The sequence below is a fragment of the Cellulomonas gilvus ATCC 13127 genome (assembly GCF_000218545.1).
GTDB lineage: Bacteria > Actinomycetota > Actinomycetes > Actinomycetales > Cellulomonadaceae > Cellulomonas > Cellulomonas gilvus.
Map to the genome: position 1 here is coordinate 886,403 of NC_015671.1, position 23,149 is coordinate 909,551.

Consider the following 23,149-nt stretch of genomic DNA (forward strand, 5'->3'; position numbering starts at 1 on the left):
CACGCCGGGTGGCCGTGACCGTGGCGGGCACGGCGTTCGCGCGGATGCTCACCGAGTCGGTCACCGAGTCGGTCACCGAGTCGGTCACCGAGGTGCGCTACGCGTTCGGGGCGACCCCCGAGGCCGACGAGGGCGTGCTCGTCGTCCCGGTCGCAGATCCGGACGCGTGGTACGTCGAGGGCACGCACGAGCGCCCGGTCACCGCGCAGTGGGCGCTGCTCGCCGTGCTCCGGCGGCACCGACGTGAGGGCCGCTGGCCGGCCCAGGCCGCCTTCCACTCATGACCGCGCGAGCACGTGCAGCGTCACAGTGCTGGTCCTTTGACGGTGTCCGGGCGGGGAAGGTAACGTAGGACACCGTGCCCGCGCCGTCGGGCCCTCGCGCGTGCACTCGCACGGACCTCTCCCTCGGGGCGGGTCACGACGAACGCACGGAGCGTCCCCCGCCACCTGCGGTACCGCCCCCGGCTCCTGCCGGGTCCGGCGCCGGAGGAGACCGGGGCGACACGCCCGAGCGCGGGGGTCGGTGCGGGAGGAAAGACCAGGCGATAGCCGCGCGACGGGCGGCGAATCGCGCACGTGCCGGCCGTCCTGGGTGACGGGCCCGGTCGACCAGAGCTCATCTACCAGACGGAGACGTAGTGCCTACGATCCAGCAGCTGGTCCGCAAGGGCCGGCAGGCGAAGACGAACAAGTCGAAGACGCCTGCCCTCAAGGGCAGCCCGCAGCGTCGTGGCGTGTGCACCCGCGTGTACACCACGACCCCCAAGAAGCCGAACTCCGCCCTGCGCAAGGTCGCCCGTGTGCGCCTGTCGTCGGGTGTCGAGGTCACGGCGTACATCCCCGGTGTCGGCCACAACCTGCAGGAGCACTCGATCGTGCTCGTGCGCGGCGGTCGTGTGAAGGACCTCCCGGGTGTCCGCTACAAGATCGTGCGCGGCGCGCTCGACACGCAGGGCGTCAAGAACCGCAAGCAGGCGCGTAGCCGCTACGGCGCGAAGAAGGGCTGAACCGATGCCTCGTAAGGGTCCCGCCCCGAAGCGGCCGCTGATCGTCGACCCGGTCTACGGGTCGCCCGTCGTCACGCAGCTCATCAACAAGATCCTCCTCGACGGCAAGAAGACCGTCGCGGAGTCGATCGTCTACGGCGCGCTCGAGGGCGTCCGTGAGAAGACCCAGTCCGACCCGGTCGTCGTGCTCAAGCGTGCGCTCGACAACGTGCGTCCCTCGCTCGAGGTCCGTTCGCGCCGTGTCGGTGGTGCCACCTACCAGGTCCCGGTCGAGGTCCGCCCCGTGCGCGCCACGACGCTGGCCCTGCGCTGGCTGACCGACTACTCGCGTGCTCGTCGTGAGAAGACCATGACCGAGCGCCTGATGAACGAGATCCTCGACGCCTCCAACGGCCTGGGTGCCGCTGTGAAGCGCCGTGAGGACATGCACAAGATGGCCGAGTCCAACCGGGCCTTCGCGCACTACCGCTGGTGATTCCAGCCGGTGCGGCCGGCACGTCACCGTGCGGGCCGGCCGCACCCCACCGAGCCAACCGACAAGGGGCAGACCAACGTGGCACTTGACGTGCTGACGGACCTCACGAAGGTCCGCAACATCGGCATCATGGCGCACATCGATGCCGGCAAGACGACGACCACCGAGCGGATCCTGTTCTACACCGGGGTCAACTACAAGATCGGTGAGACGCACGACGGTGCGTCGACGATGGACTGGATGGAGCAGGAGCAGGAGCGCGGCATCACGATCACGTCCGCCGCGACGACCTGCTACTGGAAGAACAACCAGATCAACATCATCGACACGCCCGGCCACGTGGACTTCACCGTCGAGGTCGAGCGCTCGCTGCGCGTCCTCGACGGCGCCGTCGCCGTGTTCGACGGCAAGGAGGGTGTCGAGCCCCAGTCCGAGACGGTGTGGCGCCAGGCGGACAAGTACGACGTCCCGCGCATCTGCTTCGTCAACAAGATGGACAAGCTCGGTGCGGACTTCTACTTCACGGTCAAGACGATCGTCGACCGCCTGAAGGCCAAGCCGCTCGTCATCCAGCTCCCGATCGGCTCCGAGAACGACTTCATCGGCGTCGTCGACCTGGTCGAGCAGCGTGCGCTCGTCTGGCGCGGTGAGACCGCGCTGGGCGAGAAGTACGAGGTCGAGGAGATCCCGGCCGACCTGGTGGAGAAGGCGGAGCAGTACCGCGCCGAGCTCCTCGAGGCCGTCGCCGAGACCGACGACGCGCTGCTCGAGAAGTTCCTCGGTGGCGAGGAGCTCACGGTCGCCGAGATCAAGAGCGGCATCCGCAAGCTCACGGTCGCGTCGCAGGCGTACCCCGTGCTGTGCGGCTCGGCGTTCAAGAACAAGGGCGTGCAGCCCATGCTCGACGCCGTGATCGACTACCTCCCGACGCCCCTGGACGTCCCGGCCGTGGCCGGTCACGACGTCAAGGACGCCGAGATCGTCGTCGAGCGTCACCCCGACGCGACCGAGCCGTTCTCGGCCCTCGCGTTCAAGGTCGCCGCGCACCCGTTCTTCGGCAAGCTGACCTACGTCCGCGTCTACTCCGGCCACGTCGAGCAGGGCGCCCAGGTGCTCAACTCGACCAAGGGCAAGAAGGAGCGCATCGGGAAGCTCTTCCAGATGCACTCCAACAAGGAGAACCCGGTCCAGGCGGCGTCCGCCGGCCACATCTACGCGTTCATCGGCCTCAAGGACGTCACCACGGGTGACACCCTGTGCGACCCGAGCGCGCCCGTGGTCCTCGAGTCGATGACCTTCCCGGAGCCCGTCATCGACGTGGCGATCGAGCCGAAGACCAAGGGCGACCAGGAGAAGCTGTCGCTCGCGATCCAGAAGCTCGCCGAGGAGGACCCGACGTTCCGGGTCAAGCTCGACGAGGAGACCGGCCAGACCGTCATCGGCGGCATGGGCGAGCTCCACCTCGACATCCTCGTGGACCGCATGCGTCGCGAGTTCAAGGTCGAGGCCAACGTCGGCAAGCCGCAGGTGGCCTACCGCGAGACGATCCGTCGTGCGGTCGAGAAGATCGACTACACGCACAAGAAGCAGACCGGTGGCTCGGGCCAGTACGCGAAGGTCCAGATGACCTTCGAGCCGCTGGACCCGGCCGAGGGCGAGCTCTACTCGTTCGAGAACCAGGTCACCGGTGGCCGCGTCCCGCGCGAGTACATCCCGTCGGTCGACGCGGGCATCCAGAGCGCGATGCAGCTGGGCGTGCTCGCGGGCTTCCCGCTCGTGGGCGTCAAGGCGATCCTGCTCGACGGTGCGTCGCACGACGTCGACTCCTCCGAGATGGCGTTCAAGATCGCCGGCTCGATGATCCTCAAGGAAGCGGTCCGCAAGGCCGACCCGGCTCTGCTCGAGCCGATCATGGCCGTCGAGGTCCGCACCCCCGAGGACTACATGGGTGATGTCATCGGCGACCTGAACTCGCGCCGCGGCATGATCCAGTCGATGGAGGACGCGACGGGCGTGAAGGTCATCCGCGCCCAGGTGCCTCTCTCGGAGATGTTCGGGTACGTGGGCGACCTGCGGTCGAAGACCCAGGGTCGCGCGGTGTACTCGATGCAGTTCGACAGCTACGCCGAGGTTCCTCGTAACGTTGCCGAGGAGATCATCAAGAAGACCCGGGGCGAGTAAGTCCCACAGGTCGAACCCTGTAGTTCCATCACATAAACCGACCCGTGGGACGGCACGCGCAGCAGGTACCTTCCGGTAGCTGCAGTCGGGCAGTCTCTACCAAGTCCTGAGGAGGACACCCAGTGGGCAAGGCGAAGTTCGAGCGGACGAAGCCGCACGTCAACATCGGGACCATCGGTCACGTCGACCACGGCAAGACGACGCTGACCGCCGCGATCTCGAAGGTGCTGCACGACAAGTACCCGGACCTGAACCCCTTCACGCCGTTCGACGAGATCGACAAGGCGCCTGAGGAGAAGCAGCGCGGTATCACCATCAACATCGCGCACGTGGAGTACCAGACGGAGAAGCGCCACTACGCGCACGTCGACGCTCCCGGTCACGCCGACTACATCAAGAACATGATCACGGGTGCGGCGCAGATGGACGGCGCCATCCTCGTGGTCGCGGCGACGGACGGCCCGATGGCCCAGACGCGTGAGCACGTCCTGCTCGCGCGCCAGGTCGGCGTGCCCTACCTGCTGGTCGCGCTGAACAAGTCCGACGTGGTCGACGACGAGGAGATCCTCGAGCTCGTCGAGGTCGAGGTGCGCGAGCTCCTCTCCGCGCAGGGCTTCGCGGGCGACGACGTGCCGGTCGTGCGCGTCTCCGGCCTGAAGGCGCTCGAGGGCGACCCGGTCTGGGTCAAGTCCGTCGAGGACCTGCTGGACGCGGTCGACGAGAACGTCCCGGACCCGGTCCGCGACATCGACAAGCCGTTCCTCATGCCGATCGAGGACGTCTTCACGATCACCGGCCGTGGCACGGTCGTCACCGGTCGTGTCGAGCGTGGCCGCCTCAAGGTGAACGAGGAGGTCGAGATCGTCGGTATCAAGGAGAAGGCGCTCAAGACCACGGTCACCGGCGTCGAGATGTTCCGCAAGCTGCTCGACTACGCCGAGGCGGGCGAGAACGTCGGCCTGCTGCTGCGTGGCACGAAGCGCGAGGAGGTCGAGCGCGGCCAGGTCGTCGTGAAGCCGGGTTCGATCACGCCGCACACCGAGTTCGAGGGCCAGGCGTACATCCTGGCCAAGGACGAGGGTGGGCGTCACAACCCCTTCTACACGAACTACCGTCCGCAGTTCTACTTCCGGACGACCGACGTCACCGGCGTCATCACGCTGCCCGAGGGCACCGAGATGGTCATGCCTGGCGACAACACCGAGATCTCCGTCACGCTGATCCAGCCCATCGCGATGGAGGAGGGCCTCGGCTTCGCCATCCGTGAGGGTGGCCGCACCGTCGGCTCGGGCCGCGTCACCAAGATCATCAAGTGATCACCGCCCCTCGGGGCTGATCGTCTGAAGGGCCCGGGAGCCATGCGCTCCCGGGCCCTTCCGCATGTCCGGCGCCGTGTGTGCGCCGGGCGCGCCCGTGCTGGCCAAAACGATTCGCACGGACGTCCGGAGTGTCCGATGCCTGGCCCCGCGGGACGGGGGACGGCTACCGTCCTGCGCATGTCCGCTGACCTCCCCGAGCCCACGTCCGCGCCGTCCGGGCGTCGCGCCGCCGCGACCGCCGTCGAGCCCGTCGAACGGCCTGCCGCACCGGCCTCCGACGCGGTGGTCGCGCAGCCCGGGGCCGATGCCACGGGCAGGGGCCGTGGCCCCGTGCTGGCGATCGTGATCGTGGTCGCGCTGGTGGTCGTGGCCGTCGGGGCGATCTACGCGATCGTCCGCAACGGTGGGGACGACCCGGCCGACGCGACCGCCACGGCCTCGATCGCCCGGGGGACCGCGCAGGACGCGCAGCTGCGCCTCGAGGGCGGTGCCGCGTCGATCACCGTCGCGGCCGATGCGGCCTCGAGCGACCTCGCCTCGCTCGACGCGACCGGTGCGGACGCCGCGGCCGAGCTGGTGGCGGGCGAACCCGCGGTCGCGACGCTGGCCGGCGGCGGCGCGTCGACGGTGCGTCTCGCGCCGGACGTGACGTGGACGCTCGACCTGGGCGCGGACACCGACCTGCTGACGGCCGACCTCGGCGCGACGTCGCTCGCAGGGCTGACGGTCACGGCCGGCGCCCGGCTGGTCGAGCTCGCGCTGCCCGCACCGGAGGGCACGGTGGTGATCGACCAGCAGGCCGGCGTCGGTGGCATGACGGTCCAGGTGCCCGCAGACGTGCCCGTGCTGGTCAAGGTGGTTGCGGGCGCCGGGACGGTGACCATCGACGGCGAGGCGCAGCAGTCGGTCGGCGCCGGTGAGGAGCTGACGACCGAGGGGTTCTCGGCCGATGCGGCGCACTACGAGATCCTCCTGACGGCGGGCCTGGGCGAGCTGACGATCACCCGCGGCTGACGCGCACGGGCGAGCACGCGGCGCGCCGCGGGGTGTGCGCGCAGCGTCACACGCGGTGCGCGGCCGTGCTAGGTTTCGCCCGGTTCGCGGCGGTTGTGCCTGAACCCGAGCCCGTGCGGACGGGCGCGGAGCGGATGACGGGGGCGCCAGCGTGGGGGCAGCGGTACGGGTCGAGCCGAGCACGCTCGACGCAGCGGCGGTGCAGCTGGAGCGTGCGGCCGCGGTCGCGCGGACGGCACGACCACGGACGTGGGCGGGGCATGACGGCGCGTACGGCTTCGCGTCGGTGGTCGACGCCATGCAGGCGGCCTCCGACGTCGGGGCGGCACTCGCCGAGGACGTCGTCGATGCGCTCGAGACCGGGTCCGACGCGCTGCGGGCGACGGCCGCGGCGTACCGCGCGTCCGACGAGCGCGCGCGTCTGCTGCTCGCGACGATCCTCGAGCTCATGGACGGTCCGCTGTGAACGCGCTGCCGGGCGATCCGACCGCAGTCCGCACCGTGGCGGCGACGGTGCTCGAGACGACCACCGCGATGACGGAGGTCGGGAGCATCGTCGGCGCGCAGCGCACCGCGCTCAGCTGGGAGGGCGACGCGGCCGACGCCGTCGAGCGTCGTCTGACCACGACTCTCGCGGGTGCGGACGGGCTCGGCTCGGCCGCCGCGGACGTCGCAGCCGCGCTGCTGGACTACGCGGACGTGCTCGACAAGGCGCAGGATGCCGCACGGGACGCGGCGGCGGATGCCGCGAGGGCGCGCCGGCGCTACGAGGCCGACCGGTTCGACCTCCTCGCGTACGCGGAGCACGCGGTGGCGCGCGGCGCACTGCTCGCGGCGGGCGCGGCCGCACAGGTCGCGGCGCGGGTCGCGGCCGACCGCATCCGGGCGGCCATGGGGGCCGGCGTGCCGGCAGCGGACGCGCTGGCCGACGTGGTGCACCGCGACCGTGCGGTGCCGGACGACGTGCTGACGCGCGGTTCGTTCGACCCGGAGGACGTGCAGCAGCACGCGATCGGCTCGTGCTACGTGCTCTCGACGCTCATGGGTCTGCTGCGCACCGATGCGGGCGACGACTTCCTGCGTGAGCACGTGCGGTGGGACCCGGCGCGGCGCGGCTACGTCGTGACGCTGTACGACGACGGCAAGCCGGTCGAGGTGCTCGTCGACGCCGTGTACGACGAGGGCGTCGAGCACGGTCCGGGTGGTAACGGCGTGGGGATCGTCTCGATCTACGAGGCGGCGCTCGGGCTCCACCTCGGCTACACCGATCTCGACAACGGTGGCCTGCCGGAGCACGCGATGGAGACGATCACCGGCCGCGACGCGGACGCATACTCGACGACGGACAGCGGCAGGAACGGCTGGGCGCGGTCGCAGGACGACATCCGGGACCGGCTCCAGGACGGCGCCTCGGTCACGGCCGACACGGGCGGTCGGCCCGACCCGACCGAGGTCCAGGCCCAGGTACGCCGTAACGGGCAGGTGGTGGACGTCGACGTGACGGTCTCGGGTGCGCACGCCTACATGGTCGAGCGGATCGAGGCCGACGGGTCGGTCTGGGTCCGCAACCCGTGGGGGGTCGGGAACCCGTACGACGACGGCGAGGCCTTCCGGCTCACCGCGCAGGACTTCGCGCGCATCTTCGGGCGTGTCTCGGTCTCGGAGGTGCCCGCATGAGTGCGCAGGACTTCACGGTGCAGGTGGCGACACAGCGCCGCATCGACGGTGCGCTCGTCGCGGTGGGCGGTGTGGATGTCGCGGACGGCGAGCTGCGCGTGCACGTCGGTGTGGGGCATCCGGGTGCGGGGCGACCGGCGTGGCTCGCGGTGGGCCGCTCGCTCACGGTGCCCGGCTGGGGTGCGCTGCACGTGCGGGACGTCGACCTGGCCGCACCGGGCCGCGGCCTGTTCTCGTTCGAGCCCGAGCCGGGGCGGTCGCCCGCGGGCGGCGCACGGCAGGTCGGCTCGTGACGGCTGCGGGTGGCCGCGCGTGCCGCGCCGCCACGGGGTGGCGCTCCGCCGTGGGGGCGGTGGCGCTCGTCGCCCTGCTCGCGGCGTGCGGGTCGGGCGGGTCGGGTGACTCGGAGCCGACCGGCGACGGGGGCGGCACCGCAGGGCCTCCGCCGGACCCGGAGCGCGACCAGCACGCGGCCTGCACGCGAACCGCGACGCCTCCGCCGGGCGGTGCGACCTCGAGCGCGGCGGGTGGCGCGCAGGCGACCCTGGGCACCGCGCTCGTCGGGCTCGGCGGCGTCTCGCCGGACGGCTGCTCGGTGTACGTCGGCCGCGACCCCGAGGGCCGGTTGCGCGGCGACGAGGGCTGGATCGGCGTGGGTGACGAGTTCGAGGTGGGCGGCGGCACAGCGATGCTCGTCTCGGTCGAGCGCCGCGCCGCCGGCGACGAGGGGACGGGCACGGGCGGCTACGGGGCGACGTTCTGGTTCTCGCCGGACGAGCCGGCCACGCCCTGACCGCTGGCCGCCGGGCCGCGGTCAGGACCGACGCGGCGCCGCCGTGCTGCTGCGCTCGATGAGCGTGGTGGGGACCAGCACGTGCTGGTCGTCGAGCGACTCGCCGCCCTCGACCTGACGCAGCAGCAGCTCGATCAGGCGCTCGCCGATCTGCGCGAAGTCCTGACGCACCGACGTCAGGGGTGGCCACAGGTACTCGGCGAGCGGGATGTCGTCGAACCCGACCACCGAGACGTCCTCGGGGACGCGGCGCCCCTGCTCGTAGAGCGCGCGCACCAGGCCCGCAGCCATCTCGTCGTTCGCGCACAGCACGGCCGTGACGTCGGCGTCCGCGGCGACCGCGAGCCCGTTCACGTAGCCCGAGCGGGCGCTCCAGTCGCCGTGCAGCGGCGGGGGCACGTCCCGCCCCGCGGCGCGCAGCGCGTCCGCCCACGCGGCGGCGCGCATCTGCGCGGGGTTGGAGTCCAGCGGGCCCGCCAGGTGGTGCACGGTGCGGTGGCCCAGGCCGAGCAGGTGGTCGACGGCCGCGATCGTGCCCGACGTCTGGTCCGCACCGACGGCGGGGTGGTGTCCCACGAAGCGTGAGTCGGACACCACGACGGGCACGCGCGGCGGCAGCGCGAGCGTGGTGGGCGTCGCGGTCTCGGCGCGGATGATGACCAGACCGTCGATGGACTGGTGCGTGAGGCGCTGCACGGCCGCGTCGACGTCGGCCGACGACGGGGTCTCGACGTCGACGAGCGTCACGGTGTACCGCTCGCGCCGCGCGGCCTCGACCACGGCCTCCATGGTGCGGGCCTCACCGGTGCGGGACAGCCGGTGCGCCACCAGGCCGATCGTGCGGAAGCTGCCGTAGCGCAACGCGCGGGCGGCGTTGTTCGGCGAGTAGCCCAGCTGCTCCATCGCGTCGAGCACGCGCTGACGCGTCTCGGGCCGGACGTTGAGCGCGCTCGTCGAGACGCGGGAGACTGTCTGCGGGGAGACGCCGGCGAGCCGCGCGACGTCGCCGATGGAGGGGCCGGTGCGGCGCCGGCCCCGGGTCGGGGCGGCCGCGGCTGCGTCGTCGGGCATCGCCACAGCATAGCGATGGCGACGTCACCAAGGGGGAGACCCGCTGATCGGGTCGCCGAAACTCTCCGATCGTGGCAACGTCACCATATCGTGACCCGGCCCGCGTTGACACCCCGCCCGGCCACGTGGTTATCTCGGGGGCAACGGCATGGTGACGTAAACATGTCGGTACACGAAGGAGTGCACACCCGTGGCCCAGCTGACCGCCGTCGCACCGGCGTCCCGCACACGCAAGGGGCGAAGCCTGCGCGGTTCCTGGACCGGCTGGGGTTTCGTCGGCCCGTTCATGATCGTCTTCGCGCTGGTCTTCCTGGCGCCGATCGCGTACTCGATCTACCTCAGCCTGTTCCGCAAGCAGCTCGTCGGCGGCAACGCGTTCGTCGGCGTCGACAACTACACGCAGGCGTTCCAGGACCCCCAGTTCTGGTCCGGGTTCGGCCACGTCGTGACGTTCCTCGCGGTGCAGGTGCCGATCATGCTCGGCATCGCGCTCCTGGTGGCGCTCGCGCTCGACAGCGGACGGCTCTACGGCCGCAACTTCTTCCGGATCTCGATCTTCCTGCCGTACGCGGTCCCCGCGGTCGTCGCGACCCTGATGTGGGGCTTCATGTACGGCACGCGGTTCGGGCTGGTGGGCAACATCAACAAGGCGCTGGGTGTGGACCTGCCCAACCCGCTGTCGCCCGACCTGGTGCTCGCGTCGATCGGCAACATCGTGACCTGGGAGTTCGTCGGCTACAACATGCTGATCTTCTACTCGGCGCTGCGCGTGATCCCCGGCACGCTGTACGAGGCCGCCGAGATCGACGGCGCCGGCCAGTGGCGGGTCATCCGGGCGATCAAGCTCCCCGCGATCCGCGGCGCGCTCGTCATCGCGACGATCTTCTCGATCATCGGCAGCTTCCAGCTGTTCAACGAGCCGAGCATCCTGCAGAGCCTCGCGCCGAACGCGATCACCACGTACTTCACCCCGAACCTGTACGCCTACTCGCTGTCCTTCTCGGGTCAGCAGTACAACTACTCGGCCACCGTCGCGATCGTCATGGGCCTGATCACCATGGTCATCGCCTACGTGGTCCAGCTGCGCGGCATGCGCAAGGAGGCCTGACGTGACCGGCACCGACCTCGCCCCCGCGCGGCGCACCACCCGCACGGGCCGCGGACCGGCACGGCTGCGGCCGCTGCCGCCGCGCTCGGCGCGTCGCCAGCGCAAGAGCCCGCTGCTGACCGCGCTCACCGCGATCGTCCTGCTCTACAGCCTGGTCCCGCTCGCGTGGCTGCTGATCAACGCGACCAAGTCGCAGTCGGACCTGTTCGACTCGTTCGGCCTGTGGTTCGGCGACGGCTTCGCGCTGTGGGACAACATCCGCGCCACGCTCACGTACGACGACGGCATCTTCGTGCGGTGGCTCGGCAACACCGTGCTGTACGTGGTGCTGGGCGCCGGCGGTGCGACCGCGCTGGCCGTGCTCGGCGGCTACGGGCTCGCGAAGTTCCGGTTCCCGGGCAAGCGGTGGGTCTTCGCCGTGGTCATCGGCGCGGTCGCGGTGCCCGGCACGGCGCTCGCGGTCCCGACGTTCCTCATGTTCAGCAAGATGGGCCTCACCAACACGCCGTGGGCCGTCATCATCCCGTCGCTGATCTCGCCGTTCGGGCTGTACCTCATGTGGACGTTCGCCGCGGAGGCGATCCCCACCGAGCTGCTCGAGGCGGCGCGCATGGACGGTGCGGGGGAGGTGCGGACGTTCTTCCGCATCTGCCTGCCGCTGCTGGCCCCCGGCATCGTCACGGTGCTGCTGTTCACCATGGTCGCGACGTGGAACAACTACTTCCTGCCGCTCATCATGCTCAAGGACCCCACGTGGTACCCGCTGACGCTGGGACTCAACGCGTGGAACGCCCAGGCCGCCACCGCCGGCGGCGAGGCGGTGTTCAACCTGGTGATCACCGGTTCGGTGCTCACCATCCTGCCCCTGATCGTCGCCTTCCTGTTCCTGCAGCGGTACTGGCAGTCGGGTCTGGCTGCGGGTTCGGTCAAGGAGTAGCGCACCACCCCCGGCGCCCGTCGGGCATCCCCCGCCCGATGGTCACGTCACCACGCAGTTCCCCCATCGACACCTCAACGACAACGAAGTGAGAGGACAGTCATGACCCCCACGTTCCGCACGGTGACGCGCACCGCCGCCGTCGCCGCGGCCCTGGCGCTCGCCCTGACCGCCTGCGGCGGCGGCGACACCAAGGACGACGCCACCACCCCCGCGGGTGGCGACACCCCCGCCGCCGGAGGTCTCTCCGGGTCCCTGACGGTGTGGGCCTGGGAGCCCACCCTCGAGAAGGTCGTCGCCGACTTCGAGACCGCCAACCCCGACGTCGACGTCGAGCTGGTCAACGCCGGCACGGGCAACGACCAGTACACGGCGCTCCAGAACGCGATCGCCGCGGGTTCGGGCGTCCCGGACGTCGGTCAGATCGAGTACTACGCGCTGCCGCAGTTCGCGCTCGGCGAGTCGCTCGCGGACCTCGGTCCGCTCGGTGCGACCGAGCTCGACGGCACGTTCACGCCCGGCCCGTGGGCCGCGGTCAAGCAGGGCGAGGGCATCTACGGCCTGCCCATGGACTCGGGCCCGATGGCGCTGTTCTACAACAAGGACGTCTTCGAGAAGGCCGGCGTCGAGGTCCCCACCACGTGGGACGAGTACCTCGAGGCGGCCCGCGCGATCCACAAGGCCGACCCGAACGCCTACATCGCGAACGACACGGGTGACGCGGGCTTCGCGACCAGCATGATCTGGCAGGCCGGCGGCCAGCCGTACAAGGTCGACGGCACCACCGTCTCGATCGACTTCACGGATCCGGGCAGCACCAAGTTCGCCGAGCTGTGGCAGAAGCTCATCGACGAGGACCTGCTCGCCCCGATCAGCTCGTGGAGCGACGAGTGGTACCAGGGCCTGGGCAACGGGTCGATCGCGACCCTGACCATCGGCGCCTGGATGCCGGCGAACCTCGAGTCGGGCGTCCCGGCCGGCAAGGGCAAGTGGCAGGTCGCGCAGATGCCGCAGTGGGAGGCCGGCGGCTCCGCCACGGCCGAGAACGGCGGCTCGTCGCTCGCGGTGATGAAGGCGTCGAAGAACGCCGAGCTCGCGTACGAGTTCGTCAAGTACGCGAACGCCGGTGAGGGCGTCCAGACCCGCATCGACGGCGGTGCGTTCCCGGCCACGACGGCCGAGCTGAACTCCGACGAGTTCAAGAACAAGGAGTTCCCGTACTTCGGTGGCCAGAAGGTCAACGAGGTGCTCGCGCAGTCCGCTGCGGACGTCGTCGAGGGCTGGCAGTACCTGCCGTTCCAGGTCTACGCGAATTCCGTCTTCAACGACAACGTCGGCCAGGCGTACGTCTCCGACACGACGCTCGTCGACGGCCTCGCCGCGTGGCAGAAGGCGTCGGTCGAGTACGGCAAGCAGCAGGGCTTCACGGTCGAGTGAGCCCGACCGGTGGCGGCGGCGCAGACCGCCGCCACCGGCCCGGCCCGGGCAGCGTTCCCCCCTGCCCGGGCCGAGCACGACCCCCGACCGCCCCGTGACCACCGAGGAGCACCACCCCATGGCCGCGTTCGAGATCGGCGAGCAGGACTTCCTGCTCGACGGCGAGCCGCTGCAGATCCTGTCCGGCGCCCTGCACTACTTCCGGGTGCACCCGGACCTGTGGGCGGACCGCATCCGCAAGGCGCGCCTCATGGGGCTCAACACGATCGAGACGTACGTCGCGTGGAACGCGCACGCGCCCGAGCGCGGCGTCTTCGACCTCACCGGCAACCTCGACCTGGGTCGCTTCCTCGACCTGGTCGCCGCCGAGGGCCTGCACGCGATCGTGCGCCCCGGCCCCTACATCTGTGCCGAGTGGGACAACGGCGGGCTGCCCGCCTGGCTCATGGCGACGCCCGGCGTGGGCGTGCGCACCGCCGAGCCCCAGTACCTCGAGGCCATCGCCGGCTACTACGACGAGATCCTGGCCGTGGTCGCACCGCGCCAGGTCACGCGCGGCGGACCGGTGCTGATGGTCCAGGTCGAGAACGAGTACGGCGCGTACGGCGACGACGCCGACTACCTGCGCGCGCTGGTCACGATGATGCGCGAGCGCGGCATCGAGGTGCCGCTCACCACGTGCGACCAGGCGAACGACGAGATGCTCGGCCGCGGCGGGCTGCCCGAGCTGCACAAGACGGCGACGTTCGGCTCCCGGAGCCCCGAGCGCCTCGAGACGCTCCGTCGCCACCAGCCCACCGGCCCGCTCATGTGCATGGAGTACTGGGACGGGTGGTTCGACTCGTGGGGCGAGCAGCACCACACGACGGACGCCGCGGAGGCCGCGGCCGACCTGGACCTCCTGCTGTCGCAGGGCGCGTCCGCCAACCTGTACATGTTCCACGGCGGCACCAACCTGGGCTTCACCAACGGCGCCAACGACAAGGGCACCTACCTGCCGATCACCACGTCGTACGACTACGACGCGCCGCTCGCGGAGGACGGCAGCCCCACGGCCAAGTACGAGGCGTTCCGTGCGGTGATCGCACGCCACGCACCCGTGCCCGGTGAGCACCCGGCGCCGCGTGCGAGCGCACCCGTGCTGGACGTCGCGCTGGAGCGTCGCGTGGCGCTCGCCGACGCGCTGCCGCTGCTGGTCGAGCCCAAGCCGTTCACGCACCTGCCGACGGCCGACGAGATCGGTCAGTGGTCGGGCTTCACGCTGTACCGGACCGACGTCGAGTCCGACGACGCGCTGCTGTCGGTCGACGAGGTGCGCGACCGCGCGGTCGTCCTGCTCGACGGCGAGCCCGTGGGCACGCTGAGCCGGACCGAGGGCCTGACCACCACGAGCCTGCCCCCGCGTGCGGGCGTGCTCGACGTGGTGGTCGAGGACCAGGGGCGCGTCAACTACGGCCCGCGCATCGGCGAGGCCAAGGGGCTCATCGGTGCCGCGCGCACGGCGACGCGTCCGCTCGAGCGGTGGGAGGTGGGCGGACTTCGCCTGGCCACGCTCGACCCCGACCTGCTCACGATGCTCCACGTGGCCGAGCCGCAGGACGTCGCTCCCGTCGCGGGACCCGCATTCTGCCAGGGCCTGTTCACCTCGGTCCCGGGTGCCGACCACTTCCTGCGGCTCGACGGCTGGTCCAAGGGGCTCGTCTGGGTCAACGGCACGCTGCTGGGCCGGTACTGGGCCGCAGGCCCCACGCGCACGGTCTACGTCCCGGGGCCGCTGGTCCGCGTGGACAACGAGATCGTCGTGCTCGAGCTGCACGGCGCGCGCACCGGTACGGCGTCGTTCGTCGCGGGCCCCGACCTCGGGCACACGGAGCGCTGACCCGGAGCACGCGCGTCCGACGAAGCGGCGGTCACCCCACGGGGTGGTCGCCGCTTCGTCGTACCCGCGGACGAGGGCGCTCGTGCCGTGCGCGGACCCCGGGGCGCCGTCGGTCGCCGCGGGAGCCTGCCGCCGGCTGCCGGGGCGTCCAGCGTCACGGCCCGATCGCGGCGTCACGGAGCTCTGACCCCTGGGACGACCGAGCCTGGGACGGCCGACGCCGGGAGGACGGCGCGCAGGACGGCATGGCCCAGCACGACGGAGCCCCCGACGCCGCGAGTGCGTCGGGGGCTCCGGTGCGGTGCCGTCAGGCCGTCAGCGGACGACCTTCAGGCTCAGCGGGCTCGCGGCCGAGGGCGCCGTGGTGGCGTTCCCGGCGTAGGCGACCTTGACCGTGTACGTCCCCGCGGCCAGCCGGGGGAGCGTGACGGTCGCAGCCGACCGGGTCAGCGTGGCGGTGCGGACCGCCACGACCTTGCCCGCGCGCAGGACGCGGACGGTCACCTTGCCGCTGATGGTCGCGGCGGGCTTGCCCGTCACGGTCACGGCGACCCGCGCCTGCGCGGTGGTGCGGACCGAGCCGACGCGTGCGGTCGTGACCGTGGTGCGTCGCACGGTCACCGTGGCGGTCGCCGAGGACGTCCGCACCCCGGTCGTGCCCGCGTAGCGCGCCGTCACGGTGTGCGTGCCGGGCGTCGTGAGCTTCGGCAGCGTGACCTTCACGCTGCCGTCGGTGAGCCGCGCGGTGAGCGTGCGGACCACCTTCGTGCCGCGCTTGACGGTCACGGTGACCGTGCCGGCCGCCGGCGCCCCGGCCGCGCGGACCTGGACCGTCGCCACCGGCGTGGAGGTGGTCGTCAGGCTGCTCGGCGTGACCTTCACGCTCGTCGTGGAGTCGACGACCTTCACCGTGACCGTCACGGCCACGGTGGCCGACGACGAGGGCGCCACGTCGGTCTGCGACGCGGTGGCGGGCGTGAACGTCGCGGCGTACGCGTGCGTCCCGAGCGCGGGCGCCGCGACCGTGAAGACCGCCACGCCGTCCGCTGCGACGGTCGTCGAGCCGACCACGGTCGCGCCGTCCCGCAGCTCGACCGTGCCGCCCGCGACCGCCTGCTGCGCCGCGGAGGTGACCGTGGCGGTGAGCCGCACGTCCGTGCCCTCGACCACGCTGGTCGACGCGGCGCTCAGGGCGACCGCGCTGGCGGCGCGCCCGTCCACGACCACGACGGCGGGTGACGTGCTCGACGTCGGGTCGAACCCGGCCGCCGTCCCGGTGACGGTCACCGTGACGGCTGCGCCCACGTGCTCCAGCCCGGGCGTCCAGGTGGCCTGCGTCGCGCCCGGGACGTCGACGCCGTCGACCGCCCACTGGTACGTGAGCGCGGCGTCCGCCGGGTCGGCGGTCGCCTCGGCCGTGAGCTCGCGCCCCGCGACCGGGCTGCCCGCGACGTGCACGCCCGTCAGCCCGACCGCCGGGTCGAGCGTGACGGTGTAGGTCGTCGTCGTGCCGTCCGCGGCCGTGACCGTGACGGTGACGACGTCGCCCGTGCGCTGCGTGGTGACGGTCGCCGACGAGTCCGTCGGGACCCCCACGACGCGGGGCGCCGTACCGCGGGCGACCACGTCGTAGGACGTCGTGCCGGGTGCGAAGTCCGGGACGTCGACGCCGTCGACGCTGAGCCGCGCGAGCGACGACACCGACGACGCGGCCGGGACGACGCCGTCGATCTCGGTCTCCGAGAGGATCAGGTGCGTCGCCGCGCGGGCCGTCAGGACGAACCGCACCGCATCCGCGGTGATCCCCGTCAGGTCGACCGTCGCGACGGGTGCCGTCGCCTGCTCGGGCAGCGTCACGGGTGTCGGCAGGCTGGTCCACTGACCGGTGCCGGCGTCGCGGTACTGCGTGGTGATCGTGGTCGGCCAGGTCAGCGAGCCGCCGTCCTTGTAGAAGTACAGCCGGGCCTCGTCGAGCACCTGCTCACGTGCGAGCGTGTAGGTGAGCGTGTCGCTCGCGTTCTTGGTCCCGCTGCGCCAGTTGGACCAGCCCTTGTCGGTCCGGTCGCCGTTGACGGTGCGCGAGGCGGGGTAGCCCGACTCGGTGTAGGTCGCCGACGCGGTGGACGTCAGCGCCACGTTCTGCACGGGGCCGGCCGCCGCCACGACGACGTTCAGCGTGGCGGCCACGTCGGCCGACCCGGTGACCGCGGCGGTCACCGTGCCGGGCACCGTGACCACGCCGACCTCGGCGAACGCGTCGGTGGCGACGCCCGAGAAGTCCCACGTGACCGGGAGGTCGAAGCGTGCCCCCGCGGTGCCCACCTGACCGCGCACGGTGGCGGGTGCCGCGCGCTGGACGAGCGCGACGCTCGAGCCCGCGACCACCGTGACGGACGCCGGGTCCGTCGCGGCGACATCGCCCACCTCGACCACGGCCGTGGGGTGCACGGCGTTGCCGTAGATGTCCGTGCCGCTGCCCGTGAGGGTCACGGTCCCCGCGCGGTCCCATGCGTCGGCGGGCACGTCCCACGTCACGGGCGTGGCCACGCCCGCACCCCACGCGTACGTGGGGACGACGGTCGTCGGGAGGGTCGCCGGGGTCCCGACGCGCGTGCGCAGCGAGACGGGCTCGGTCGTCGGGGTCGCGGCGGTCGAGCGGATGGTCCAGCGCTGGTTCGCGCCGCCGTTCGAGCCGTACACGCCCACGGGCGCGCCGTCGGTGGTCGCCTGGCTGCCCACGTCGAGCGACGACGCGGTGGCACCGTTGACGAGCGACCAGGTCGAGCCGTCGAGGGTGACGAGGTACCACGTGGTGGTGGCGGCTGCGCCGGCCTCGGCGAGCGTGACCTGCTCGAAGCGGGTCCCGGCGCTCGTCGCGCCGAGGAACGAGCCGTCGGAGCCGTTCTCGAGCACGAACGACCGCCGTGCCGTCGCGCCGCCCGCCGGCGTGGTCTCGTGCGCGGTCCACGTCTGCGCGGGCAGCGCGGCGGAGGTCGTCGCGAGCGTCGTGATCTGCAGCGTGCCCGTGGTGGACCGCGCCAGCGCCTTGCCGCTCTGGACGCCGACCACCTGGTACTCGCCGCCGTCGACGAGCGGGTTCGCCTCGTCGGCGACGCCCGAGACGCCGTCGACGACGAACGTCGTGACGGACCGGGCCGGGACCGTGAGCCGCGCGGTGCCGGTGGCCGGGTCCACGCTCACGGGCGTGCCCTCGACGAGCGCGGTCGACGTGTCGTGCTCGTCGGCGGCCTGCGTCGTCACGACGGGCGTGACGGTCGCGTCCGCCGCGATCTGGCCGAACCGGCTCAGGTCGAGCGTGACGGTCTGCTCACCGGTCGTGGCGTTGGTGTGCACCACGGTCGCGCCCGTGCCGTCCGCGTCGATCGCCGCGGTCGAGGCCGTGTCGTCCGTCGGGACCAGGCGGTCACCCGCGGTGATGTAGTGCATGAAGTTGCGCATCGCGTCGAACTTGGAGTTCGTGACGATCCGGCAGTCCTCGACCGACGTGACGTCCTGGCCCGCGGCGATCGCGTCGGCGACGCGGCGCTGGGACTTGAAGCCCACGGCCGCGGACTCGTCGACCACCGCGCCCGTGGCGTCCACGTACTCGCAGTCGAAGTCGATGAAGACCGAGCCCCAGTTGAGCTTCTCGCCCTTCTGCATGTTGTAGAAGTCCTCGACCTCCTGCCACAGCACGTACGCGTCGGGCTGCAGCGTGCGCAGGTCGGACGTGATCTTCTGGGCCAGGCCGAGCGCTCCGTCGATGCTCACCGGGTCGAAGCCCGAGCCGACGAAGTCGCCGCCCGTCTCGGACATCCACAGGGGCTTGCCGGCCGTGAGCGCGTAGTCACGCGCCTGCGCCGATCCGCCGTCCCAGTAGGTGTGCACGTTGATCTGGCCCACGTCCGCACGCGTCTGCGCGCCGTACTGCGCCCAGGCGGTGTTGAAGTTCTGCGGGTTCGTCTCGTCGTTCGCCGAGACGACCGCGTCCGACGACGACGCGGCGAGGTCGTCGGCCAGCAGCGCGATGAGGTTCTGCTGCTGACCGGCGCCCGTGCCGGGGCAGATCTGCGCACCCTCCTGGGGCTTCTTGATCGCGTTCGTGAACGGCGTGATGCCGTCGGCCAGCCGACCGGCCGGCGTGGACCAGTAGCCCGTGCACGGCTCGTTGAACGGGTCGAGCGACTGGAACTGGACGCCGTACGTGTCCTCGAGGTGCTCGACCACGGTGGTGAGGTACTTCGTGAACTTGGCGGGCGTGTCGTACGCGGTGAGGACCTGCTCGGAGGTGGAGCTCGCGCCGCCGGACGAGTAGCCCGAGTTGGTCATGAACCAGGGCGGGGAGTTGGAGAACGCCTCGAGCACCAGGTCGTCACGCTCGTTGGCGAGCTTCTCGAGCCACCAGCGCTGCGTCGCGTCCTGGCTCCAGTCGTAGCTCGCCTCGTCGTCGGGGTCCCAGACCTGCGCGAGCGCCTCGCGGTCGGCGTAGTTCGTGGTCACCGCGCCGTAGGGGGAGTCGGCGTCGGTGGACGTGTCGGCGGCCCAGTAGCCGTCGACGTCCGCGCCGAGGCGGAAGTAGTTGCCGACGTCGGAGGCACGCCCGCCGCCGATGTTGTAGCGCGCGACGTTCATGTTCAGGCCCTCGGCCCCGAACACGAGGTCGAACAGCTCCTCACGCAGCGCGTCGGGGTAGTCGCCCGTCGCGTTCGCGAACCAGACGAGCGAGTTGCCCCAGCCCTGGAACGGCTCGCCCGCGTACGCGGGGTTGGGGGTGATGGTCAGGGCCGTCGCCGCGGTGGCGGGCGAGGCCGCGCCGACCGCGGCGGCGACCAGGCCGCTCGTGGCGAGCGCCGCGCACAGCGCACCGCTGAGCGCGCGGCCCGATCGGGAGCGGGGGATGGGCTTGCGTGTCATGGACTGCCTTCCGTGCACTCGTCGCTGAGTGGGCCGCGCCCGCGTCGCGGGGGAACGCTGGTGACGTCACCATCGGGAGACCGTTGGTGACGTCAACATCGCGGGCGGGGCCACGTTCCCATCCGTCCCCGACGTCGTCAAGGTGCCGGCCCAGCCGGGTGGTCACGATCTGGTGACGTCACCATCAGCCGGCGGGCGCGATGAGCCGCAGATCACGCGCGCGGGAGGGTCGAGCGGGTTGGAGATCGACGGCCACGTCTGGCACACTGTTCAGGTTGCCCGCTACGGGTGTGCCCTCGTGCGCGCCTGATGCTGGGCCGACAGACGTGGCGAGTCGCCGTGGCCCCGGGTTCACCCCGGTGGTGGCGGCTCGACGACAACCACCGACCTCGTACCGGGAACGGTATGCAGCGCCCTGGTGCGTCGCGCAAAGCGACACGCCCGAGCGCGGGGGTCGGACGGACCGGTACGAGAGAGAGAAGTAGACGACGCCATGGCGGGACAGAAGATCCGCATCCGGCTCAAGTCCTACGACCACGAGGTCATCGACAGCTCGGCGCGCAAGATCGTCGACACGGTGACCCGCGCTGGTGCGTCGGTCGTGGGTCCGGTGCCGCTGCCGACGGAGAAGAACGTCTTCTGCGTCATCCGGTCGCCCCACAAGTACAAGGACAGCCGCGAGCACTTCGAGATGCGAACGCACAAGCGGCTCATCGACATCATCGATCCCACGCCGAAGGCGGTCGACTCGCTCATGCGTCTCGACCTGCCCGCGGACGTGAACATCGAGATCAAGCTCTGATCGCTGGGAAGGAACTGATCCTCATGGCTACCCAGCAGAACGCGCGCCCCGTCACGGCGCTGCTCGGCCGCAAGCTCGGCATGACCCAGCTCTGGGACGAGGCAGGCCGCCTGGTCCCCGTCACGGTCGTCGAGATCGGCACGAACGTGGTGACGCAGGTCCGCTCCGCTGAGGCTGACGGCTACGCGGCTGTCCAGCTGGCCTTCGGCCAGATCGACCCGCGCAAGGTCACCAAGCCGCTCAAGGGCCACTTCGAGAAGGCCGGGGTCACCCCCCGCCGGCACGTGGCCGAGATCCGCACGCCGAACGCTGCCGAGTTCACGCTCGGTCAGGAGCTCGACGCGACCGCCTTCGAGGCCGGTCAGCTCGTCGACGTGATCGGCACGACCAAGGGCAAGGGCACCGCCGGTGTGATGAAGCGTCACGGCTTCTCCGGCGTCGGCGCCTCGCACGGTGCCCACCGCAACCACCGCAAGCCGGGCTCGATCGGTGGCGCCTCGACGCCGTCGCGCGTCTTCAAGGGCCTGCGGATGGCCGGTCGGATGGGCGTCGCCCGTCAGACCACCCAGAACCTGACCGTGCACGCGGTCGACGCCGAGCGGGGTCTCATCCTCGTCAAGGGTGCCGTCCCCGGCCCCAAGAACGGTGTCGTCGTCGTGCGTACCGCTGTGAAGGGTGCGTGACCTCGATGAGCGACACGCTGACCGTCGACGTCCTGGACCCCCAGGGCAAGAAGGCCGGTACGGCCGACCTGCCCGCCGAGGTCTTCGACGCCCAGACGAACATCCCGCTGATCCACCAGGTCGTCGTCGCGCAGCTCGCTGCGGCCCGCCAGGGCACGCACGACACGAAGACGCGTGGCGAGGTCCGCGGTGGCGGCAAGAAGCCGTACAAGCAGAAGGGCACCGGCCGCGCCCGTCAGGGTTCGACGCGTGCTCCGCAGTTCGCCGGTGGTGGCACCGTCCACGGCCCGCAGCCGCGTGACTACTCGCAGCGCACGCCCAAGAAGATGAAGGCCGCGGCGCTCCGCGGTGCTCTCTCGGACCGCGCCCGCGCGGGCCGCGTGCACGTCGTCTCGGGCTTCGCCCCGGGTACCGCGCCGTCGACGAAGGCCGCGCTCGCGGTCCTCGACAACCTGTCGGGCCGTCGTCACGTGCTCGTCGTGGTCGAGCGCACCGACGAGATCACGTGGAAGTCGCTGCGGAACGTCGAGCGGGTCCACCTGCTCGTGGCCGACCAGCTCAACACGTACGACGTCCTCGTGTCGGACGACGTGGTCTTCACGCAGGGCGCGCTCGACGCGTTCCTCGCCGGCCCCGCCAAGGGTGCCAAGGCCACGGCGACCTCCACCGAGGCCGAGGGTCTGGAGGAGGCCAAGTGACCAACGTCGGCAAGGACCCCCGCGACATCCTGATCGCGCCGGTCGTCTCCGAGAAGAGCTACAGCCTGCTCGACGAGGGCAAGTACACGTTCCTCGTGGACCCGCGCGCGAACAAGACCGAGATCAAGATCGCCGTCGAGCAGGTCTTCGGCGTCAAGGTCGACTCGGTCAACACCGCCAACCGTCAGGGCAAGGCCCGCCGGACCCGTTTCGGCATCGGCCGCCGCAAGGACACGAAGCGTGCGATCGTCACCCTCCGCGAGGGCACGATCGACATCTTCGGCGGTCCGGTCGGCTGAGAAGGACTGAGGACTCATGGGAATCCGTAAGTACAAGCCGACGACGCCGGGCCGCCGTGGCTCGAGCGTGGCCGACTTCGTCGAGATCACGCGCTCCACGCCGGAGAAGTCGCTGGTCCGCCCGCTGACCAAGTCGGGTGGCCGCAACAACACCGGTCGTGTCACGACGCGCCACCACGGTGGCGGTCACAAGCGCGCCTACCGCGTCATCGACTTCCGTCGCCATGACAAGGACGGCGTGCCGGCCAAGGTCGCGCACATCGAGTACGACCCCAACCGCACGGCGCGCATCGCGCTCCTGCACTACGCGGACGGCGAGAAGCGCTACATCATCGCGCCGAACAAGCTGTCGCAGGGTGACGTGGTCGAGGCCGGTGCCGGTGCCGACATCAAGCCCGGCAACAACCTGCCGCTGCGCAACATCCCGACCGGTACGGTCATCCACGCGATCGAGCTCCGGCCCGGTGGCGGGGCGAAGATCGCGCGCTCGGCCGGCACGTCGGTGCAGCTCGTCGCGAAGGACGGCCCGTACGCGCAGCTGCGCATGCCGTCCGGCGAGATCCGCAACGTCGACCTGCGCTGCCGCGCGACGATCGGCGAGGTCGGCAACGCCGAGCAGTCGAACATCAACTGGGGCAAGGCCGGCCGCATGCGCTGGAAGGGCAAGCGCCCGACCGTCCGTGGTGTCGCGATGAACCCGATCGACCACCCGCACGGTGGTGGCGAGGGCAAGACGTCCGGTGGACGTCACCCCGTCAGCCCGTGGGGCCAGGCCGAGGGCCGTACCCGCCGTCCGAACAAGCCGAGCGACAAGCTCATCGTGCGCCGTCGGCGCACCGGCAAGAAGCGCTGA

General features: G+C 71.3%; 21 protein-coding genes. 19 read left to right on the plus strand and 2 right to left on the minus strand.

The genetic code is table 11. From position 1 onward, the window contains the following. Positions 1–8: 8 nt before the first annotated feature. The 10 genes from CELGI_RS04070 to CELGI_RS04115 all read left to right on the plus strand — a co-directional run bounded on the left by CELGI_RS04070 (position 9) and on the right by CELGI_RS04115 (position 8,468). A complete protein-coding gene (locus tag CELGI_RS04070; protein WP_041574094.1) occupies positions 9–284 on the plus strand; it encodes a hypothetical protein in 276 nt (91 codons plus the stop codon). Positions 285–640: 356 nt separating this feature from the next. After that, positions 641–1,009: a 30S ribosomal protein S12 gene (rpsL, locus tag CELGI_RS04075; protein ID WP_013882841.1), complete on the plus strand. Its 369-nt coding sequence runs from the start codon at positions 641–643 to the stop codon at positions 1,007–1,009. Positions 1,010–1,013: 4 nt separating this feature from the next. Next, positions 1,014–1,484 carry a 30S ribosomal protein S7 gene (gene rpsG, locus CELGI_RS04080; protein WP_013882842.1) on the plus strand — a complete coding sequence of 157 codons (471 nt, stop codon included), beginning with the start codon at positions 1,014–1,016 and terminating at the stop codon, positions 1,482–1,484. Between the two features lie 78 nt (positions 1,485–1,562). Next, positions 1,563–3,665: an elongation factor G gene (gene fusA / locus CELGI_RS04085; protein ID WP_013882843.1), complete on the plus strand. Its 2,103-nt coding sequence runs from the start codon at positions 1,563–1,565 to the stop codon at positions 3,663–3,665. 122 nt (positions 3,666–3,787) lie between these two features. Continuing rightward, a complete protein-coding gene (gene tuf / locus CELGI_RS04090) occupies positions 3,788–4,981 on the plus strand; it encodes an elongation factor Tu (protein WP_013882844.1) in 1,194 nt (397 codons plus the stop codon). Between the two features lie 180 nt (positions 4,982–5,161). Further along, positions 5,162–5,998, plus strand: coding sequence for a hypothetical protein (locus CELGI_RS04095; RefSeq protein ID WP_041574095.1), 837 nt, complete (start codon positions 5,162–5,164; stop codon positions 5,996–5,998). A gap of 151 nt (positions 5,999–6,149) precedes the next feature. Continuing rightward, positions 6,150–6,464, plus strand: coding sequence for a hypothetical protein (locus tag CELGI_RS04100; RefSeq protein ID WP_013882846.1), 315 nt, complete (start codon positions 6,150–6,152; stop codon positions 6,462–6,464). Then, positions 6,461–7,675 (plus strand): calpain family cysteine peptidase, encoded by a 1,215-nt coding sequence (locus CELGI_RS17285; protein ID WP_013882847.1) that lies wholly within the window; start codon positions 6,461–6,463, stop codon positions 7,673–7,675. The genes CELGI_RS04100 and CELGI_RS17285 overlap by 4 nt, the downstream gene beginning before the upstream one ends. Further along, positions 7,672–7,968, plus strand: coding sequence for a hypothetical protein (locus CELGI_RS04110; RefSeq protein ID WP_013882848.1), 297 nt, complete (start codon positions 7,672–7,674; stop codon positions 7,966–7,968). The genes CELGI_RS17285 and CELGI_RS04110 overlap by 4 nt, the downstream gene beginning before the upstream one ends. After that, positions 7,965–8,468 carry a hypothetical protein gene (locus CELGI_RS04115; RefSeq protein WP_041574096.1) on the plus strand — a complete coding sequence of 168 codons (504 nt, stop codon included), beginning with the start codon at positions 7,965–7,967 and terminating at the stop codon, positions 8,466–8,468. The genes CELGI_RS04110 and CELGI_RS04115 overlap by 4 nt, the downstream gene beginning before the upstream one ends. Positions 8,469–8,489: 21 nt before the next feature. Here the strand turns inward: CELGI_RS04115 and CELGI_RS04120 are convergent, their stop codons facing one another. Continuing rightward, the gene (locus CELGI_RS04120; RefSeq protein ID WP_013882850.1) at positions 8,490–9,539 is read right to left on the minus strand and encodes a LacI family DNA-binding transcriptional regulator; all 1,050 of its coding nucleotides are present in this window, start codon (positions 9,537–9,539) and stop codon (positions 8,490–8,492) included. Between the two features lie 190 nt (positions 9,540–9,729). Between CELGI_RS04120 and CELGI_RS04125 the strand changes: the two genes are divergently transcribed. The 4 genes from CELGI_RS04125 to CELGI_RS04140 all read left to right on the plus strand — a co-directional run bounded on the left by CELGI_RS04125 (position 9,730) and on the right by CELGI_RS04140 (position 14,900). After that, complete coding sequence (locus tag CELGI_RS04125) at positions 9,730–10,647, plus strand: carbohydrate ABC transporter permease (RefSeq protein ID WP_013882851.1); 918 nt, start codon at positions 9,730–9,732, stop codon at positions 10,645–10,647. Between the two features lies 1 nt (position 10,648). Continuing rightward, positions 10,649–11,584: a carbohydrate ABC transporter permease gene (locus CELGI_RS04130; RefSeq protein ID WP_013882852.1), complete on the plus strand. Its 936-nt coding sequence runs from the start codon at positions 10,649–10,651 to the stop codon at positions 11,582–11,584. Positions 11,585–11,686: 102 nt separating this feature from the next. Beyond that, the gene (locus CELGI_RS04135; protein WP_013882853.1) at positions 11,687–13,021 is read left to right on the plus strand and encodes an ABC transporter substrate-binding protein; all 1,335 of its coding nucleotides are present in this window, start codon (positions 11,687–11,689) and stop codon (positions 13,019–13,021) included. A gap of 118 nt (positions 13,022–13,139) precedes the next feature. Further along, positions 13,140–14,900, plus strand: coding sequence for a glycoside hydrolase family 35 protein (locus CELGI_RS04140; RefSeq protein ID WP_013882854.1), 1,761 nt, complete (start codon positions 13,140–13,142; stop codon positions 14,898–14,900). 315 nt (positions 14,901–15,215) lie between these two features. On the opposite strand, the gene CELGI_RS04150 is transcribed toward CELGI_RS04140, so the two are convergent. Continuing rightward, entirely contained in the window at positions 15,216–19,814 is a 4,599-nt protein-coding gene (locus CELGI_RS04150) for an Ig-like domain repeat protein (RefSeq protein WP_013882855.1), read from the minus strand. Between the two features lie 493 nt (positions 19,815–20,307). Between CELGI_RS04150 and rpsJ the strand changes: the two genes are divergently transcribed. The 5 genes from rpsJ to rplB are packed head-to-tail and all read left to right on the plus strand — an operon-like array spanning position 20,308 to position 23,149. Continuing rightward, a complete protein-coding gene (gene rpsJ, locus CELGI_RS04155) occupies positions 20,308–20,616 on the plus strand; it encodes a 30S ribosomal protein S10 (RefSeq protein ID WP_013117879.1) in 309 nt (102 codons plus the stop codon). A gap of 23 nt (positions 20,617–20,639) precedes the next feature. Further along, a complete protein-coding gene (gene rplC / locus CELGI_RS04160) occupies positions 20,640–21,299 on the plus strand; it encodes a 50S ribosomal protein L3 (protein WP_013882856.1) in 660 nt (219 codons plus the stop codon). A 5-nt stretch (positions 21,300–21,304) separates the two neighbouring features. After that, on the plus strand, positions 21,305–21,997 hold the full coding sequence (gene rplD, locus CELGI_RS04165) for a 50S ribosomal protein L4 (protein WP_013882857.1): 693 nt from the start codon (positions 21,305–21,307) through the stop codon (positions 21,995–21,997). Then, positions 21,994–22,296 carry a 50S ribosomal protein L23 gene (rplW, locus tag CELGI_RS04170; RefSeq protein WP_013882858.1) on the plus strand — a complete coding sequence of 101 codons (303 nt, stop codon included), beginning with the start codon at positions 21,994–21,996 and terminating at the stop codon, positions 22,294–22,296. The genes rplD and rplW overlap by 4 nt, the downstream gene beginning before the upstream one ends. 16 nt (positions 22,297–22,312) lie before the next feature. Beyond that, complete coding sequence (gene rplB / locus CELGI_RS04175; protein ID WP_013882859.1) at positions 22,313–23,149, plus strand: 50S ribosomal protein L2; 837 nt, start codon at positions 22,313–22,315, stop codon at positions 23,147–23,149.

Bases quoted from the DNA above. Each gene is read 5' to 3' on its own strand.
- rpsG (WP_013882842.1), top strand. From the start codon at position 1,014: ATGCCTCGTAAGGGTCCCGCCCCGAAGCGGCCGCTGATCGTCGACCCG.
- CELGI_RS04110 (WP_013882848.1), top strand. From the start codon at position 7,672: ATGAGTGCGCAGGACTTCACGGTGCAGGTGGCGACACAGCGCCGCATC.
- CELGI_RS04140 (WP_013882854.1), top strand. From the start codon at position 13,140: ATGGCCGCGTTCGAGATCGGCGAGCAGGACTTCCTGCTCGACGGCGAG.
- rplB (WP_013882859.1), top strand. From the start codon at position 22,313: ATGGGAATCCGTAAGTACAAGCCGACGACGCCGGGCCGCCGTGGCTCG.
- CELGI_RS04095 (WP_041574095.1), top strand. From the start codon at position 5,162: ATGTCCGCTGACCTCCCCGAGCCCACGTCCGCGCCGTCCGGGCGTCGC.
- CELGI_RS04150 (WP_013882855.1), bottom strand. From the start codon at position 19,814: ATGACACGCAAGCCCATCCCCCGCTCCCGATCGGGCCGCGCGCTCAGC.
- rplD (WP_013882857.1), top strand. From the start codon at position 21,305: ATGAGCGACACGCTGACCGTCGACGTCCTGGACCCCCAGGGCAAGAAG.
- rpsJ (WP_013117879.1), top strand. From the start codon at position 20,308: ATGGCGGGACAGAAGATCCGCATCCGGCTCAAGTCCTACGACCACGAG.
- CELGI_RS04120 (WP_013882850.1), bottom strand. From the start codon at position 9,539: ATGCCCGACGACGCAGCCGCGGCCGCCCCGACCCGGGGCCGGCGCCGC.
- rplC (WP_013882856.1), top strand. From the start codon at position 20,640: ATGGCTACCCAGCAGAACGCGCGCCCCGTCACGGCGCTGCTCGGCCGC.
- CELGI_RS04135 (WP_013882853.1), top strand. From the start codon at position 11,687: ATGACCCCCACGTTCCGCACGGTGACGCGCACCGCCGCCGTCGCCGCG.